The organism is Paraburkholderia sp. BL18I3N2 (assembly GCF_003001875.1).
GTDB lineage: Bacteria > Pseudomonadota > Gammaproteobacteria > Burkholderiales > Burkholderiaceae > Paraburkholderia > Paraburkholderia phytofirmans.
Window position 1 is genome coordinate 408186 of record NZ_PVNC01000003.1, and the last position, 15419, is coordinate 423604.

The following is a 15419-nucleotide window of genomic DNA, read 5'->3' on the forward strand; positions in this document are numbered from 1 at the left end:
CTTGGCGCCCGTGTTTCAAGTCGACATACAAACCAGCTTTCACCTGCTATTCACTGCGTGCCTTGCGCTCCTTCAGGAATTTCGACACCAGACTCGCGCTGCGTTTGATCGTGCGTTTCTGGGTAGCGTAATCGACATGCACGATACCAAAGCGACGCTCGTATCCGAAGGCCCACTCGAAGTTGTCCATCAGCGACCAGAGAAAATAGCCGCGAATCTCTACGCCGGCCTTGATCGCCTGATCGACCGCGGCGAGATGGCGTTTGAGGAACGAGATGCGCTGGCTGTCCTCCACCTGGCCGTCGATCACCTTGTCGTCCGAGGCCATGCCGTTTTCGGTGATGTAGATCGGCGGCAGGTTCGCATACGTGGCATTGAAACCGGTCAGCAGATCGCGCAGGCCGTCCGGATACACCTCCCAACCCATCTGCGTGCGCTCGACGCCTTCGAGCGGCACATCCGTGAAACCATGCGCGCCGTCGCTCGCGACATTCGTGCGGAAATAGTAGTTGATGCCGAGGAAGTCCAGCGGCGCGGCAATGGTTTGCATGTCGCCGTCGAGCACCAGCGGCTCCGTGCCAGGCCACAACTCGAACAGATCCTGCGGGTAGCTGCCCTTGAGGAGCGGATCGAGAATCCACGCGTTGTGCTGCACTTCGAACAGATGCGCCGCGCGCTGGTCGGCGGCGCTCTCGCTATTGGCCGTGCCGCGTCCAATATTGGCGACGATGCCGACTTGCGACGCCGGATCGTTGGCGCGCAACACCGGCACCGCTAGACCGTGCGCCAGCAGCAGATGATGCATGGCCTGGGTGGCGTAGCGCGCGTCGGCGAGTCCCGGCGCGTGGTGGCCGTTGCCATAGCCGAGATACGCCGAGCACCACGGCTCGTTGAGCGTCATCCATGCGTCGACGCTGCCGGCCAGTTCGCGGCTCATCAGGTCGGCGTAATCGGCGAAACGGTAGGCGATATCGCGATTGAGCCAGCCGCCGCGATCTTCCAGATGCTGCGGCAAATCCCAGTGATACAGCGTGACGAAGGTCGTGATGCCCTTCTCTTTCAGCCGCGCCAGCAGACGCTTGTAGAAGTCGAGCCCTTTGCGGTTCGGCGCGCCGGCCGCGTCCATCACGCGCGGCCAGGCGATCGAGAGCCGGTAGGCTTCGAGGCCGAGGCCGGCCAGCAGCTCGACGTCGGCTTCCCAGCGATGATAGTGATCGCAGGCCATCGCGCCGGTGTCGCCGGCCAGCACTTTGCCGGGCTTCGCCGAGAACGTGTCCCAGATGGACGGGAGGCGGCCGTCTTCGTTCACCGCGCCTTCGATCTGATACGAAGCTGTGGCCGCGCCGAGCAGGAAGTTCTTGCGCCATAGCGACGAGTCTGCGGGCGGCGTGAAAGGATCGGCGAGTGATGGGGAACGGGGAGACAGAGCGTCGGATACAGCGGATGCGTCGTTTGCCACGGATTCCTCGCTGAGGTCGTTGAACCGGGTACGGCGGAAGCCAAAACGCCCATGCCTGAGAGCTGGGTGGAAGCGCTTCCACGAGACCTGCGAACGATAGCAGCGGCGGATTCGACGCAGCAATCAGGGTTTGTCTGGAGCGATGGCTGGCACGCCAGGCGCGGCGATGCGCCGGGCATTGCGACAGCCTTGGCGAGAGGCGGCGCGAAGGTGTCGCAAGCGTGGCGGGCGCAATCTCACGCGCGGCCAGCGCGATACGATCTCACGGCTTCGCGCTCAGGTTGAACGCACCGTTGTCGTAGGCCTCGCAGTAGGTTTTCCAGTCCGCCGCCACCTGCGCCTCGCACTGCGTCGCGATTCCCACCAACGGTACTTGCCAGTCCTGGCGATTGCCGAACGCGATCAGATCGTCGGCGATCGACGACTTCTGCCGCCCGCCGCTGCGCAGATGCGCCCACGCACTCAATTCGGCCATGCTGCCGACCACCGCTTCGAGACGCGGCAGCTTGCCGTCCCAGTCGCTCAAGGCCACGCGATCTTCCGAAGGCTGCAGGCTGCGCAGCACATACGAACGCTGATTGAATTCGACCGCATGCAAGAATGCCTGCGAGACCGCCTGATCGCGCCGCTGGATTTCGACGACGCGTTGCGCTTCCGTCTGCCACGCCGGCTGCGGCGTGCTCACGTGCGGCGTCACGGAAGAAGGCAGCGCCTCCTTCAGATCGATGAGATAGTTGCCGTCGGGCGAGCCTTTGCCTTCGACGAGAATCACATAACGATCCACACCGAGGCTCCCCGTGCCGGCAATGCGCCGGGCCACGTCGAGAATCCGGAAGAAGCCGGGATCGGTCTCGCCCGCGGCGAACCTCTGCATGAACTGCGTGACGGCGGCACGCTGCGCGTCGCTGACCGCCAGCGCTTTCTTGCCGTCCACTTTCAGCATGCGGGTCTTGCCTTTGAGCGCGGTGCGCCGGTCCAGATGCGCCGCCCGCGTGCGGCTCGCAAGCGCGACGAACAGATCGCGCACCATGCCGGTTGCGGTTTCCGCTTCGATCCAGCGTGCCTTGCCGTTCGCCAGCGCCGCGCCATACTTTTCCAGCGCGGTGTGGCACAGCGCCAGTGCCTGCGAGCGGCTCAGCTTGAGATCGCTCGCGCCGACCAGCACGCTCGTCAACAGACGCACCAGTTCGTAGAGATTCGGCGCGAGGCAGGCTTCATCGAAGTCGTTGTTGTCGAAGTAGATCAGCCGGTTGTCGCCCTTGTAGCTGCCAAAATTTTCCAGATGCATGTCGCCGCAGATCCACACCGGCGGCGCGTCGTCGAACATCTTGTCGCGCGGCAGGCGCTCGTAAAACAGGTGACACGTGCCGCGCAAAAATACGAACGGCGACGTGCGCATGGCTTTATATTTCATCGCGAGCCGTTCGGGATCGCGACCGGCGTTAAAGCTGGCGATCGTGCTGACGATATCGAGCATGAGTTTCCTTTGAATGCGGGCAAGTTGCGCATTGCCGCGACCGAGGGCGCAGGCCGCGCGGCGCGGCGCCCCACTGTTCGACAGTAGACCACAGCGCGACATGTCAACGCCCGCTCATGGTATCGACCTTCGACAGTGGTTGCGCGCCGCGCGCGTCCTGACCCTAGGCCGTGTCCCGCACACCGAACTTCTTGCGGTACGCACCCGGACTCGTCAATGCAATGCGCCGGAAGTGCCGCCGCAACGATTCCTCGGAACCGAAGCCCGCTAGTTCGGCGACGCGCGCCATCGGCAGCGGCGCCTGCGCTTCGAGTAGATCGCGCGCAATGGCCACGCGCTCACGCACGAGCCACTCATAAGGCGCCATGCCGGTGGCATCGTGAAACTGCCGCTGCAGGGTGCGCGGGCTCATCGCCGCCCGCTCGGCAAGCGAGCGCAACGTATGCGGCAAAGCAGGATGACTGCGCACCCAGTCCATCAGTCTGGACAGACGGCCGCTGTCGTCGTGCGGCATGGGACGCGGCACGAACTGCGCCTGGCCGCCCTCGCGATGCGGCGGCACCACGAGCCGCTGCGCGACGCGGTTCGCCACGGCGCTGCCGTGATCGCGCCGCACCAGGTGCAGCAGCATGTCGAGCCCCGCCGCCGAACCTGCCGAGGTGATGATCTGCCCTTCGTCGACATACAGCGCGTCCGGTTGCACGCGCAATTGCGGATAGCGCTGCTGCAATTTGTCGGCATAGCGCCAGTGGGTCGTAACGGTCTTGCCGTCGAGCACGCCCGCCGCCGCAAGCACGAACACGCCCGAGCAGATCGAACAGAGTCGCGCGCCGCGCGCGTAGGCGGCGCGGATTTTCTTCAGGAGCGGTTCGGGCGGCATTTCGTCCGCATCGCGCCAGCCGGGAATGACGATAGTGTCGGCGCGCTCCAGCAGCTTGAGCGTATAAGGCGCGGCGAGCGTGATGCCGCCCGCCGCCCGGATCGGCCCCGGCTCGCTTGCGCAGACCGCGAAGCGATACCAGTCCACGCCGAGTTCGGGACGCTCGAGCGCGAACAGTTCGGTCACGCAGCCGAATTCGAAAGTGCAGAGCCGGTCGTAAGCGAGCGCGACGACGAGATGATTGTGCATGGCGTGATGTTACCGGAGATCGATGATCCCGCCACACTCATCCGGCATGGCGCGCAATGCCACGATCAAGCCGCCTGATGTGCCTGCACGACCGAAGGGAAAGACGACGAAAACGAAGTCAATCGAGAGCAGGCGGATCGCGCCGAGGCAACGTCTCTTCGACCACAGCGAGCTGGAACCCCTCGTCGAGCCAGCCTGTAATGCCGCCGATCATTACCTTGACGGGGCGGCCGAGCTGCGCGAGCCTGATTGCGGCGCGCGTCGCTCCGTTGCAATGCGGGCCCGCACAATAGGTGACGAAGAGCGTATCGGGCGGATAGGCGGCGAGCTTCGACGCCACAATCTTGCCGTGCATGAGATTCACTGCGCCCGGCACATGGCCGCGCGAGAAATGCAGCGGACCGCGCACGTCGAGCAGTATGAAATCGACCGCACGTGGGTCGTCATTCACGAGCGCCGCATGGACGTCGGCACAATCGGTTTCGAATGACAACGACGCGCTGAAATGGGCGAGCGCCGTGGCGCTGTCGGCGGGCGGTACGGATGAGACAGGGGACATATAGCTCCTTGCGTGTGGGTCATTCAAGTGCATTGTCCCGTTCTCATACACAGTCAGCCAGTGGCGCAAAGGACATATTCCGGTAACATCGCGCCACCGCGCTATCCGCGTTTAACGCACGTCACAGCGTGCTCGTGCGCAACAGTCACACCAGGTGTCCGCATGTCGAACTCGAGCGCTGGCACGCTTCCGATCACCCCACGCGGCAGCTCCGGTGGTGATGCCACGGCTAGCCGAATCAACAGCACCGCGTCTCCGTCTCATTCAAGCAACGCCGGACAGCATTTTTATCGGCCGGGTACAAGCCGGAATCTTCCGACAGGCCTTATCGGACGGCGTTTTTGACTGCGATATGACAGGCGAGAACAATATGCAGGACGCCGTACCATGCTGGAAACGAATACTGCTTTCGAGCGCAAATTTATACACTGCGATGAAGACCGATTACGTTGTCGTTCACCGGAGGCGCTCGTGAAAAGAATTGCCACTATCTGTGCTATTTCTGGAGTACTTGCGACATCAGGCAGCGTTCATGCGCAGAGCTCGGTGACGCTTTACGGCCTGATCGACGCAGGTCTGATGTACACCAACAATGTATCGAAGAGCGGCTCGCACGGAGCGCTCGTACAGGCAACGAGCGGCAACATCAACGGGAGCCGCTTCGGCATGCGCGGCGCAGAAGACCTCGGCGGCGGGCTGAAGGCAATTTTCGTGCTGGAGAACGGTTTTAACGTTCAAAACGGCAAATTGGGGCAAGACGGCCGGATGTTCGGACGGCAGGCGTATGTGGGCCTAAGCACCGCGCAATTCGGCACCGTGACTCTCGGACGGCAATACGACTCGCTGGTCGATTTCGTTGCGCCTTTGTCCGCCACTGCCGGGACTTTCGGCGACACCGGTTTCGCGCATCCGTTCGACAACGACAACCTGAACCACTCGGTACGGATGAATAACGCGGTCAAGTACACGAGCGTCAACTATGCGGGTCTGACATTCGGTGGCATGTATGCCTTTTCGAACAACACCAGCTTTGCTGTAAATCGCGCCTACAGTGCCGGCGTCAGTTATGCCTTCGGGCCTCTGACGGCCGCTGCCGGTTATTTGCAGATCAACGGCTCGACGAACACCACTTCGAGCAGTTCGGGGGCGGTCGATATCGGCGAATCGGCTGCGAACGGTAGTGGCGGATTTAACCTGGGTGCGGACGTTCAGCGTACCGTGGGCGCCGCGCTCAACTACAAATTCGGCCCGGCTGCATTCGGCTTCGTCTACACTCACAGCCAGTTTCAAGGGACCACGTCGTTCGGCCAGACGAACGTCGGCAACAGTGGCACGATGCGCTTCGATAACTATGAATTGAACGCCAAGTACGCGCTTACGCCTGCTATCAATCTCGGCATTGCCGACACCTATACCGACGGCCGCGTGGGCAATGGCAGCAACACCGCATTCGGCTCGGATCCGAAATGGAATCAGGTCAACCTGCAAGCCGTGTATTTGCTGTCGAAACGCACGGACGTTTATGTCGAAGGCATGTATCAACACGTGATCGGCCACAACTACGTGGCGTTTATCAACACCGCGGGCGGCGCCTCTGGGACTTCCAATCAGGTTGTCGCCACCGTCGGTATGCGCACCCGTTTCTAGATACCTTTGGTGAGGTTATTTGATGACACCCGCCTGCGCGGCGGGTCGTGCGCCCACACAACGGCCAGGAGCCGGCGAAAGCGAACCTAGCCGAGTATCGGATGCGAGGTGCCCGGTATAGGGCGGCCACGATTGTCGGTGGGGACGAGTTGCGTCTGAAACGCGACGAACAGCGCCTGAAACTTGCCATCAACCTCTACGATGACCGCTCCGTCCTGAAACGTGCCGTTTTCGGAGGAATGGTCTTTCATCTTGCTGCCTGGCTGCGGTTTCGGATTCCCCTGATTCATGTGCGTCTCGTGCAGACCGTCCTTCTGCGGTTCGAAGAGAAAACCGAATCCATAAATTGTCACGTCCGTGGTCGGCTTCCATCCCCGGCGATTGTCGCTGTAACCTGGCGTCGGATAGACGAATTCGACGGGCGCCGCGGACATATCCAGCTTGAGCATCTCGTTGAGCAGAGCGTTGATGTCGTTGTGTTCCGTCTTCGTGTCCAGCGGAATTGGACGCATGGTGCTCAGATCAACGAGCCTCGCGTCGTGGACGTAATCCAGCTTCGGGAAGCCCGAGGTGCTCACTCCGGCTGACAACTTCTGAAGGTCGGCGATCAAGGGATGGTCGAAATACTGGTTCCATGCGTAGAGCACCAGGTATCCCGCCGCGCCGGTCAGGGAGCTGTCCGATTTGACGTTCGTGACAATGCGGAACTCTTTGCCGCTCGAATCCTCGCTGACGATCACGTAGTGCGGATCGCCCTTGTAACCGTCCAGGAACGGGACGCCAAGTTTCAACCTGCCCTTGAAAAGCACATATTCGTTTTGCGCCATCACATCGTCTCCCGGAGTAGGCCAGAACAAATTGTATGTGTGAAATGTGACAGCGCCGGCCTTCTGCGCGCCGGCGGGCCGGCGGGTCGGCCCAAGCCAATGGGCAGCATATTGAGAATCAATTAAATAAAAACCTCGAACTGTCGATAACAAGTTCAGCCGCTTCCCTTTGGCGGTTGGACTATACATGCAGAGCTCATACAACCTTTGGCTGGTCACCATCTCGTTCGTCGTCGCGACGCTGGCGTCGTACACGGCGCTCGACTTGACCGGCCGCATTTTCCTGCTGGCGTCGGCGCGGCTGCGGCACGTCTGGCGGCTGGGCGGCGCCGCCGCGCTCGGCGTCGGCATCTGGTCGATGCACTTCATCGCGATGCTCGCCTTTTCGCTGCCGATCCCGCTTGGCTACGACTTCGCGACGACCGCCGCGTCGCTCGGACTCGCGATCGGCGCCTCCTACCTGGCCCTGTACGTCACGACCCGTCGGCGGCTCACGGCGGGCCACCTGCTGGCGGGTGGCGTGCTGATGGGCTTCGGCATTGCCGGCATGCACTACACCGGCATGGCGGCTTTGCAGATGGCGCCGGGCATCCGCTATCAGCCGGGGTGGTTCGCGGCCTCGCTCGCGATCGCGATCGGCGCATCGACCGCCGCGTTGTGGATGGCCCGCGCGCTCAGCAACGACGACGCGCGCCACGTCGTGCGCAAGCGTCTGGGCGCGGCGCTCGTGATGGGCGTGGCGATCAGCGGCATGCATTACACCGCCATGGCCGCCGCCGACTTTTTGCCGGGCGCCATCTGCGGCGCGGCCAGAGGCGTGAACGCCACGTGGCTCGCGACCTCCGTGATCCTGCTCACCTTTGCCATCCTCACGGTCACGCTGATGCTGTCGCGTTTCGATGCGCGCAACGCCTTTCTGATCGGCGCGGTGTCCAGGCTGAACGGCCAGATCGTGCGGCTCGCCACGCTCGACACACTGACCGGCCTGCCGAACCGCAGCACGCTGACCGACCGCATCGAGCGCGCGATCCTCAGCGCGCGGCGGCAGCGCACGTTGTTCGCGATCCTCTTCATGGACCTCGACGGCTTCAAGACCATCAACGATTCGCTCGGCCACTCGGTCGGCGATCAGGTTCTGACGGCGTTCGCGCAGCGCCTGCTGCAATGTGTACGCGAGACCGACACCGTCGCGCGGCTGGGCGGCGACGAATTCGTGGTGCTGGCTGAAAACCTCGGTTCGCGCGAAGACGCCGGCGCGCTCGCGGAAGGCGTGCTCGAGCGCATGCGCCTCGGCGTGTGGACCGACTCGCAGCCGCTGCAGGTCATGCCGAGCATCGGCATCGCGCTCTATCCGCACGACGGCGACTCCGTCGAGACGCTGCTGAAGCACGCCGACGCGGCCATGTACGAGGCCAAACGCGCGGGCCGCAGCACTTATCGCTTCTTCGAACGCAGCATGAACGAGGCCGCCACGCGCACGCTGCAGATTCAGAACGCGTTGCACGACGCGCTCGCCGCCGGCCATTTCTCGCTGCACTTCCAGCCCAAGTTTCACGGCAGCGGCAACTCGCTGGCGGGCGCCGAAGCGCTGATCCGTTTGCATCACCCGCAACTCGGCGCGCTGACGCCGCTCGAGTTCATCCCGATCGCCGAGCGCTCCGGGCAGATCGTGCAGATCGGCTACTGGGTCGTGCGCGAAACCTGCCGGCAGATTCGCCGATGGGTCTCGCAGGGCCTGCCGTCGATGAAAGTGGCGATCAATCTGTCGCCGCGCCAGTTGCTGCAGCCGAATCTCGTCGCGAGCATGCTCGAGATCGTCGAGGCTGAAGGCGTGGCCTGCGAGCAGATCATGTTCGAGATCACCGAAACCGTGGCCATGCAGGACGCGCCCAAGACCATCGAAATGATCCGCGAATTCCAGGCGAGCGGCTTCGAGATCGCGATCGACGACTTCGGTACCGGCTATTCGAGCCTCGCCTATCTGCAGCGTTTTCGCGTCAAGCAACTGAAGATCGACCGCTTCTTCACCAACGGCCTCGACGCGCACGGCCCGGAAGGCAGCGCGATCGTGTCGGCGATCATCGCGCTGGCGCATTCGCTGGAAATGGATGTGGTGGCCGAGGGCGTCGAAACCGAATCGCAACTCGGCATGCTCAAGACGATGCGATGCGATGAGATGCAGGGTTTCCTGCTCGGCAAGCCGCTCGGCGCCGACGACTTCGCCAACCTGCTGCGCGAAAGAATGGTGGCCGCGTGAACCCGACGATCGTCTGAAGCGCGCCGCGCGGCACGGCCATGCGGCTGGCCGCGCCACGGCCGGCGCTGCATCTCGTTTTACGAACGAACAATAACAGGCAAGTCAGGGGTTGGAGACTTCATGAAATTCGATGTAGCGACGTTTACTTCGTTGTGGCTGATCACGTTTTTGTGCTGCGCCTTGCTGACGACCGCGCTCTCGCGCATGTTCACGCGCGTGAGCGCGTTCCGCTTCTGGGCGGTCGGCTTCTATCTGCTCGCCGCGTCGTGCGCCTGCTTCACCCTGCATCTCACCTGGCGTCACGACGCACTGCTGATCGCCACCGCGACGCTCGCGCTGCAAAGCCGCACGCTGATCTGGGCCGGGACACGCGAACTGTTCGGCGCGACGGCGCCGTGGCGCGCCGGTCTGGCCGTCACCGCCGTGTTCTGCACGCTCTACGCCGGCGCGCTGATCTTCAAAGTGCCGACAGTGTTGCGCGCGGCTCTGCTCGCGCTGTTTTTTCTGCCGGTTCGCGCCGCCACGCTATACGAAGTATGCCGCCGGCGCCGTCCGCATCTCGGGCCCGCGCGTCTGATCGCGGTGATCGGCGGCACGATCGTTACGCTCAACACGATCGTGCCGCTCGTGCTCGTGCTGCTCGACCGCACCAATCTGTCGCTGCTGCTCGGCAATCCGCAGACCACGTCGGCGCTGTACGCCGTGGTGTTCGCGGGCGACCTGCTGCTGGCGAGCGGCCTGATCGTGCTGGCTTTCAAACTGCAGATCGTCGAGCGGGACATGCTCGCCACGCTCGAACGCGGCGCCCTGGAACGTCTCGCCGCGAATCGCGAATTGCGCGCGCAACGCGATGGGCGCCCCGTGCCCGGCGACCCGCTCGGCCACGACACGCCGACGCCGCGCCGGTCGCTGCCGGGAACGGTCTGATGCGCCGGCTGGGTGCGGCGGCGCCTAACCGGCCTTGCGCTCGTCGAAGGCGCTGTCGGCCACCGACACCAGATGCGGCGTTGCCGCCTGCGCCGCGTCGCGCTTGGTGAGCTTGCCGTCCACCGAGGCGCCGCAATCCATCCGCAACTGCTGGTAGTAGATGTTGCCGGTCACATGCGCATTGCTTTGCAACTCGACGAAGTGATCGGCAATCACGTCGCCGACGATCCGGCCGTTGATCACGACGTCGTAGCCGTGCACGTTGCCTTCAATCGAGCCACGATCGCTCAGGACCAGCAGCGTCTGGCCGCCCGGCTCGCCGCTGACGTTACCCGTCACGTGGCCGTCCATGCGCAGGCCGTCGCTGAACTGCAGGTCGCCGGTGATTCGCACGTCGTGAGCGATCAGGGTGGCGAGCTTGGTCTGCTGGATGCCCGCGGTTTTCTTCTTGTTGAACATTCTGGTTTTCCTGGAAGTGAAAAGGCTCGTTGCGTGATGCTGGGCGTGGCGACAAACCGGGGAGCGGTTGGTTTGCTTTGCTTGCTTTGCTTGCTTTGCTTGCTTTGCTTGCTTTGCTTGCTTTGCTTGCTTTGCTTGCTTTGTTTGCTTTTGCGGTTTGCGACTAGCGGTTAGCGGTTAGCGGTTAGCGGTTAGCGGTTAGCGGTTAGCGGTTAGCGGTTAGCGGTTAGCGGTTAGCCTATTTCACCCGATTAGCGCCGTGCCGTCTCGGCGGACGCCGACGTCCGGCCTTTGCTCTGACCTCGCAGAAACTGCAATTCCGCGTTGAGTCGCGCGACCTCGGTCGCGGCGCTGTCCGCCGCTTTCTGCACCGCGTTGCGCGCCGCCGTCTCTTGCGCCAGCGCGAGCCGCGCGCGGGTCAACTCGCTCTCCTTCGTTGCTTCGTCGACGGGCGCTGGACTGCACTGCGCCGGCGGCATGCCCGCGTGCCTCGCGTGCCAGGCGGTGAGCGCCGCCGCGCCCGCGCAGGCGCACAGGACGCACACCACGACCCACACCGTCATGCGAAACACCAGCGAGCGCGCGGGCCGAAGCGTGTAGGCGCGCCGGGTCAGACTGGCCGCGTCGCGCGGAAAGCGCCGCTCAACCATGAGCCGTCGGCGCAAAGAGCGCGAGGTAGGCCGCCGGATTGACCGGCGCGCCGTCGACGAGGACTTCGAAATGCAGATGCGGACCAGTGGAACGGCCGGTCGAGCCGACATCGGCGATGTATTGCCGCGGCAGCACCAGATCGCCGACATGCGCGACGATCCGCGACGCATGGCCGTAGCGAGTCATGAGCCCGTTGCCGTGATCGATTTCAACCGCGTTGCCATAGCCCGATTTCTCGCCGGCGAAGACCACGCGCCCGCCCGCCGCCGCCAGAATCGGCGTGCCGGTTTTAGCGATCAGATCGAGCCCCGGGTGGAAGCTCAACCGATGCGTGAAGGGATCGGTCCGATTGCCGAACGGCGACCCGAAGCGCGCGCCGTCGGCTGGCATGCGGCCCGGAAAGGCGGCATACGCGACGGCGTGATCGGCGGTCTGCCGTTCGAGCGCCGAGAGGGTCGCGGCCAGGCAATCCAGTTGCCGGCCGGTGCGTTCGGCATCGGCATGGCGGCCCAGCAAGGGCGTGAGATCGCCACAGCGGCGCGGCGGCAACGCTGGGCCGCCCTCGCCTTCACCGTCGGTGGCGGAGGTGTCCGGTTCGGACGCCGCACCCGATGAGGCGGGCGCCGCCGATGCGCGCGGCGCGGGCCGCGGCCTGTTCAGGCGCGCCTCGAAATCGCGCAAGTCGCCGACCTGCGCCGTGAGTCGCGCGATGCGCGGTTCGATCTGCGCCACCGACGCGTTCAGCTTACCGAGTTGGTCGATTGCATAGTCGTGCTCGACGCGGACCGCCGCCTGATCGCCGGACCCGTGGCGCGCGGACCAGTGCGTACCGATCGCGACGCCCACGGCGAGCGCCAGCACGGCCGTGCCGCCGGCCGCGCCCAGGGCGAGCGTCAGCGCGGTACGGCGCGTGACGAAACTGACCGAGCCGCTGGCAAGCTGACTGCCAGCGCGAAACACGGAAGCCATCAGCGGCCCCTCGTGCGTGCCGGGTTCGCGGCGCGCACCCGGCGGTGCGCGGCACGGCGCATGCTCGAAACCGGCAACGCGCCGGGCGCGTCGGCCGTACGACGCGCGCTAGGCGATTGCACGCGGCTCCACGCGAGTGCCAAGCCAGCGTCGAGCGGCCCCCCGCGTGCAGCGCGACGCATGCGAGAAGCCGGCAACGCGTCGGCCGTGCGACACGGGCCGGGCGATTGCAAACAGGAGAGAAGTTCAGCGAACGGGGCTAACTGCATACGGCATCGACCGGATACGCGCCGGTCGCGATAATGACAGAGGGCGCCGATTATCCCCTGGCATCACGAAGCATCATCTCAAATACGGGACGATAGGACGATGTGCCACGCGCGGCACGAATGCCGGGCACCGTACGCCCCCGTTTCGCCATGAGCGCCCGCTCAGACCAATACTTCGGTCTCCTGCGACTCGCTCCGTTCACGCTCAGCCAGCGCTTCCAGCCGCTCGATCAGCGCACCGCTCGCGCGCGTCATCGGCATGCGCAGTTCGTCGCGTATCAGGCCTTGCGCGGCCAGCAAGGCCTTGACCGGAGCGGGATTCGGTTCGACGAACAGCGCCTGGATCAGCGGCGCGAGCGCGTGGAAAATGCGCCGGCCGTCGGCGAGCCGCCCCGCCGCAAGCGCGCGATACATCTCGACGAAGCGCTCGGGCCGCACATGCGCGGACGCCGCGATCGCCCCGCTACCGCCCAGGCACAAGGTGTTGAACATATTGATGTCCTCCCCGGCAAGCACCTGCAAGCGAGCGTCGCGGATCAGCGCGAGCGTGGTGTCGAACGAACCGGCGCAATCCTTTACCGCCTGAATCCGCGGATGCGCCGCGAGCGTGAGCAGCGTGTCGAGGTCGAGCCGGACGCCCGTTCGATACGGAATGTCGTACAGCACCACCGGCTTCTCGCTGGCATCGGCCAGCGCCATGAAGTGCGCCACGATGCCCGCCTGCGAAGGCCGGATGTAATACGGCGCGGCCATCAGCACGCCGGCCAGCGGCAGCGCGTTCATTTGCCCGATGCGCTCGCGCATGCTCGCCGTGTGATTGCCCGACACGCCGGCCACCACCGGCAGCGCACGCCCATCCCGCGCGAGATGGGCGGCGGACTGCGCTTCGTCGAGAATCGTCGCGAGCACGGCGTCCTGTTCGGCGGCGTCGAGCGCGGCGGGTTCGCCGGTCGTGCCGAGCGCCACCAGCCCGGCGATGCCCGCGTCCGTATAACGGCGCACCAGCGCGCGCAGGGCGGCGTGATCGACGGCGTTGTCGGCGAACGGCGTGATGAGCGGAACCCAGATACCCGAAAAAATAGACATGTCTTTACCTCGATGACGACCGTATCGATTCCGCAGGCGGTGCGAGGGAGGAAAGACAGGAAAGTGCCCTGGCGGGCGTTGACCGGCTGTTCCGTCGCACATCTGACGGAACAGCGAGCTCCGGTCAGATGAGCGGCTGTTTTTTGGCTTTGGCGCCGGCGTTCGAACCCCACGCGCGTGCGGCAACCGCGCTCGCGCGAGCGAGACGTGCGGAGGTGGACGGGCGGAGTCTGAGCGTAGGGCCGGAATGCATGAGACGCAGTGTAACCGCGGCCGGCGCAGCTTGCCAAAGCCCATCGCGAAATCGCTTGACTTCTGCCGCAGGAAAACTAATATACGCACCGCGTACATCAGCCCGCCATCCCTCTTTCGACAGGTGCCCCATGAGCGTCCCGCAACAAGCCTTCCTACGCGATGCGATGCGTCGCATGAACATGACGCGCGACACTTTCGCGAGCCGCATCGGCGTGTCGCGCCGGGCGCTGGACACGTGGCTGCTGCCGGACGACTCGCAGGAATCGCGGGCCATGCCGGAGATTGTCGAGCGCTTCGTGTCGGAAATCGTGGTGCACGGCGAGCCGGGCGAAAAATATACGCAAAGCGTAGACTCGCAATCGCTCGCAAGCCAGATGCTGTTCGAGGGGAAGCCGCAGTTGCTCTCGGTGGATCAATTCTCACGCGACTCGGTGGAAGCGCTGTTTCGCGTGGCCGACATCATGCAGCCCATCGCCCGGCGCCGCAAAATCTCCCGCGTGCTGGAAGGCGCGGTGCTCGGCAACCTGTTCTTCGAGGCCAGCACGCGCACCCGCGTGAGCTTCGGCGCGGCGTTCTGCCGGTTGGGCGGCTCCGTTTGCGACACCACCGGCTTCACGTTTTCGTCGATGGCCAAGGGCGAGTCGATCTACGACACCAGCCGCGTGATGAGCGGCTATGTGGACGCACTGGTGATCCGCCATCCGGAGCAAGGCTCGGTGGCCGAATTCGCGCGCGCCACGAATGTGCCGGTGATCAACGGCGGCGACGGCCCGGGCGAGCACCCGAGCCAGGCGCTGCTCGACCTGTACACGATTCAGCGCGAGTTCTCGCGCCTGGGCAAGATCGTCGACGGCGCGCATATCGCGCTGGTCGGCGACCTCAAATATGGGCGCACCGTGCACTCGCTGGTCAAGCTGCTGGCGCTGTACCGCGGCATCAAGTTCACGCTGATCTCGCCGCCTATGCTCGAAATGCCGAGCTATATCATCGAGCAGATCTCGCGTAACGATCACGTGATCGAGCAGACCACCGACCTGAGCAGCGGGCTGCGCGGCGCCGACGTGGTGTATGCCACGCGCATCCAGAAGGAGCGCTTCACCGACGAATCGTTCGAAGGCTACACGCCGGATTTCCAGATCAACCAGGCGCTGGCGGACAGCGTGTGCGGTGCCGATACGCTGATCATGCACCCGCTGCCGCGCGACAGCCGGCCCGGTGCGAACGATCTGAGCGTGGACCTGAATCACGATTCACGGCTGGCGATCTTCCGGCAAACCGACAACGGCATTCCGGTGCGGATGGCGATTTTCGCGGTGCTGCTGGGCGTCGAGAAACTGGTCCAGCACTCCATGCGCGATGCGGCATGGCGCCCGCCCGCCTATCTCGGTCCGGACGATGCGGTGTTTCACGGCATCGACTGATTGATCATTGGGCGGCTTTTCAAACCG

General features: G+C 64.3%; 13 protein-coding genes. 4 read left to right on the plus strand and 9 right to left on the minus strand.

Going from position 1 to position 15419, the window contains the following annotated elements:
- Positions 1-46: 46 nt before the first annotated feature.
- The 4 genes from B0G75_RS11530 to B0G75_RS11545 all read right to left on the minus strand — a co-directional run bounded on the left by B0G75_RS11530 (position 47) and on the right by B0G75_RS11545 (position 4624).
- On the minus strand, positions 47-1459 hold the full coding sequence (locus B0G75_RS11530; protein ID WP_106304744.1) for a GH1 family beta-glucosidase: 1413 nt from the start codon (positions 1457-1459) through the stop codon (positions 47-49).
- Between the two features lie 262 nt (positions 1460-1721).
- Positions 1722-2936, minus strand: a complete 1215-nt coding sequence (locus B0G75_RS11535; protein ID WP_106304747.1) for a DUF2252 domain-containing protein — start codon at positions 2934-2936, stop codon at positions 1722-1724.
- Between the two features lie 163 nt (positions 2937-3099).
- On the minus strand, positions 3100-4065 hold the full coding sequence (ftrA, locus tag B0G75_RS11540) for a transcriptional regulator FtrA (RefSeq protein ID WP_106304750.1): 966 nt from the start codon (positions 4063-4065) through the stop codon (positions 3100-3102).
- Positions 4066-4183: 118 nt separating this feature from the next.
- The gene (locus B0G75_RS11545) at positions 4184-4624 is read right to left on the minus strand and encodes a rhodanese-like domain-containing protein (RefSeq protein WP_106304753.1); all 441 of its coding nucleotides are present in this window, start codon (positions 4622-4624) and stop codon (positions 4184-4186) included.
- Between the two features lie 471 nt (positions 4625-5095).
- Here B0G75_RS11545 and B0G75_RS11550 point away from each other — a divergent pair, with 471 nt between their 5' ends.
- The gene (locus tag B0G75_RS11550; protein WP_106304755.1) at positions 5096-6271 is read left to right on the plus strand and encodes a porin; all 1176 of its coding nucleotides are present in this window, start codon (positions 5096-5098) and stop codon (positions 6269-6271) included.
- Positions 6272-6357: 86 nt separating this feature from the next.
- Here the strand turns inward: B0G75_RS11550 and B0G75_RS11555 are convergent, their stop codons facing one another.
- Positions 6358-7098 (minus strand): DUF2278 family protein, encoded by a 741-nt coding sequence (locus tag B0G75_RS11555; RefSeq protein ID WP_181309254.1) that lies wholly within the window; start codon positions 7096-7098, stop codon positions 6358-6360.
- 187 nt (positions 7099-7285) lie between these two features.
- Between B0G75_RS11555 and B0G75_RS11560 the strand changes: the two genes are divergently transcribed.
- Both B0G75_RS11560 and B0G75_RS11565 read left to right on the plus strand, forming a co-directional pair.
- Positions 7286-9355: a bifunctional diguanylate cyclase/phosphodiesterase gene (locus tag B0G75_RS11560; RefSeq protein WP_106304761.1), complete on the plus strand. Its 2070-nt coding sequence runs from the start codon at positions 7286-7288 to the stop codon at positions 9353-9355.
- A 120-nt stretch (positions 9356-9475) separates the two neighbouring features.
- Positions 9476-10282, plus strand: a complete 807-nt coding sequence (locus B0G75_RS11565) for a hypothetical protein (RefSeq protein ID WP_106304764.1) — start codon at positions 9476-9478, stop codon at positions 10280-10282.
- A gap of 24 nt (positions 10283-10306) precedes the next feature.
- Here the strand turns inward: B0G75_RS11565 and B0G75_RS11570 are convergent, their stop codons facing one another.
- From B0G75_RS11570 to dapA, 4 genes are all read right to left on the minus strand, one after another.
- Positions 10307-10741, minus strand: a complete 435-nt coding sequence (locus tag B0G75_RS11570; RefSeq protein WP_106304767.1) for a polymer-forming cytoskeletal protein — start codon at positions 10739-10741, stop codon at positions 10307-10309.
- A gap of 251 nt (positions 10742-10992) precedes the next feature.
- Positions 10993-11391 carry a hypothetical protein gene (locus B0G75_RS11575; protein ID WP_106304769.1) on the minus strand — a complete coding sequence of 133 codons (399 nt, stop codon included), beginning with the start codon at positions 11389-11391 and terminating at the stop codon, positions 10993-10995.
- Positions 11384-12361, minus strand: a complete 978-nt coding sequence (locus B0G75_RS11580; protein ID WP_106304772.1) for a M23 family metallopeptidase — start codon at positions 12359-12361, stop codon at positions 11384-11386. The genes B0G75_RS11575 and B0G75_RS11580 overlap by 8 nt, the downstream gene beginning before the upstream one ends.
- Before the next feature lie 431 nt (positions 12362-12792).
- Positions 12793-13716 (minus strand): 4-hydroxy-tetrahydrodipicolinate synthase, encoded by a 924-nt coding sequence (gene dapA, locus B0G75_RS11590; RefSeq protein ID WP_106304778.1) that lies wholly within the window; start codon positions 13714-13716, stop codon positions 12793-12795.
- A 383-nt stretch (positions 13717-14099) separates the two neighbouring features.
- On the opposite strand from dapA, the gene B0G75_RS11595 reads away from it, so the two are divergent.
- Positions 14100-15392, plus strand: coding sequence for an aspartate carbamoyltransferase (locus tag B0G75_RS11595; RefSeq protein ID WP_106304781.1), 1293 nt, complete (start codon positions 14100-14102; stop codon positions 15390-15392).
- The last annotated feature ends 27 nt before the right edge of the window (positions 15393-15419 follow it).